The 1961-nt window shown below is 49.1% G+C and carries 2 protein-coding genes; both read left to right on the plus strand.

Annotated features, from left to right (window positions below; genetic code table 11):
• The coding region (locus VN105_RS17800; protein WP_325642876.1) for a DHA2 family efflux MFS transporter permease subunit at nucleotides 1–1187 on the plus strand (1187 nt) is incomplete at its 5' end.
• 242 nt (nucleotides 1188–1429) lie between these two features.
• Nucleotides 1430–1961 (plus strand): sigma-70 family RNA polymerase sigma factor (locus VN105_RS17805; protein WP_325642877.1); only part of this gene is annotated, 532 nt, incomplete at its 3' end.

Raw genomic sequence — 1961 nt, forward strand, 5'->3', positions numbered from 1 at the left:
TTTTTGAATTATTCCCCAAGGAAAAACAAAATGTAGCCAGTGCGCTTTTTGGTGTAGGGGTGTTTATTGGTCCCACTATAGGCCCTACATTAGGTGGCTATATCACTGAATTTTATTCCTGGCCCTGGATCTTTTATATTAATGTACCGATAGGTATTACAGTGGCATCGCTTTGTTACATACTGCTGAAAGAGCCGGAACAGGCGCCGGCAGGCAAACGGATCGACTGGACCGGCATCCTGCTGCTGGCCGTTGGGGTGAGCGCATTACAAACAGTGCTGGAAAGAGGGGAAACTGACGACTGGTTTGAAGCGGCCTATATTACCTGGCTGTCTGTGATCGCTGGTTTTGCCCTGCTGATATTTGTGTGGTGGGAATTGCGGATCAAAGACCCGGTGGTAAACCTCCGCGTGCTGAAAAGCAGGAACCTGAGCATTGCGGCGATCCTGACATTTGTTTCCGGCATGGGCATTTTCAGTTCTGTATTTCTTACGCCGGTATTTGCACAGCGGCTGCTTAATTTCACACCGCTGCAAACAGGCTTGCTGTTGCTGCCCGGCGCCTGCCTGGCCATAGGCGGGCTGATCATCTCCGCGCGGTTACTGCAGCGCGGGGTGTCGCCCGTGTTCCTTATCGTAGCGGGAATGGGGCTGTTTATTCTTTTCAGCTGGCAGATGTCGGCCCTTAACCAGGATGCCGGCGCTGCTACTATTACTACTTCACTCATCTGGCGGGGCGTGGGCCTTGCGCTGGTAACGGTACCCCTTACCACGCTGGCCGTGTCTTCCCTTGCACCGGCAGATATCCCGCAGGGCGCGGCCTTAAACAATATGATGCGGCAACTGGGCGGTTCCTTTGGTATTGCCATGGTGAATACCTACCTGGCCAACCGGAATGCCCAACACCGGATGGACCTGGTAAGCAATCTTACTACCGATAACCCTGCCGTAACAGGCCGGTTAAACAGCTACGCCCATTACTTTGCCAGTAAAGGCGCTACCGTAACGGATGCGCATCATAAAGCACTGAAACTGCTGGATAGTTCAGTGATAAAACAAAGTACACTGCTGAGTTTCAGCGATGCGTTCCTGCTGGTAGGTCTTATATTCCTTGCAGCATTACCCCTGTTGCTGATGGCATCTGCAAAAAAGAAAAAAACAGCCAATGTGATCGTAATGGATCACTGATATTTTCTCTTTCCTTAAAAATAAAAGCGTATACAATAAATATCCGTTTACTCCCACAGTTCCTTCTACCGGTTGTTGCTGTTCCAAAGCGGGACGGAAGCAGGAAACAGCAGCTTTACCGCGATTTTTCGTATTTTGCAATCCGCATCTTTATCGACTACACCGGGCAGTTCATCTATTTTATTGACGGATGAAACGGGGATAATGTGATATTTAATTTTAAGGGGAACTGGATCTAACGGATGAATAATGACACAGGACATGAAACTGCACTTTTCCACCGGATTGCGGAGGGAGATGAATCTGCATTCGAAGCATTGTTCCATCTGTATGTGCCTAAGATCAAGCCTGTAATTGCCCGCGTCATACAGGTAGAAGGTCCCGAGAAAGATATTATACAGGAAATATTCCTGGGCATATGGCTGAGCCGTGAAAAGCTGCCGGAAGTAATGACTCCCCATAACTGGATCTTTAAAATGGTGTATCACCGCTGCTACAGCTGGTTACAAAAACAGGGGGTGCGCGATAAGGCCAGCCGGATCATCACACGGGAAAGCACGGATCATTCCAATCTTACTGAAGAAAATATTGCTTTTTCTGAAACTGCATTGCTGGTAAAGCAGGCCATTCTCCAATTGCCGCCCCAGGCGCAAAAGATCTACCTGCTTAGCCGGGAAACGGGTCTTAAAATTGCGGAAATTGCCGGCGAGCTGCAGCTCTCTCCCCAAACAGTTAAAAATTCGCTGGTCCGTTCCCTTAAATTCATCCGGGAAT

The sequence above is a fragment of the Chitinophaga sp. genome, assembly GCF_035564935.1.
Lineage (GTDB): Bacteria > Bacteroidota > Bacteroidia > Chitinophagales > Chitinophagaceae > Chitinophaga.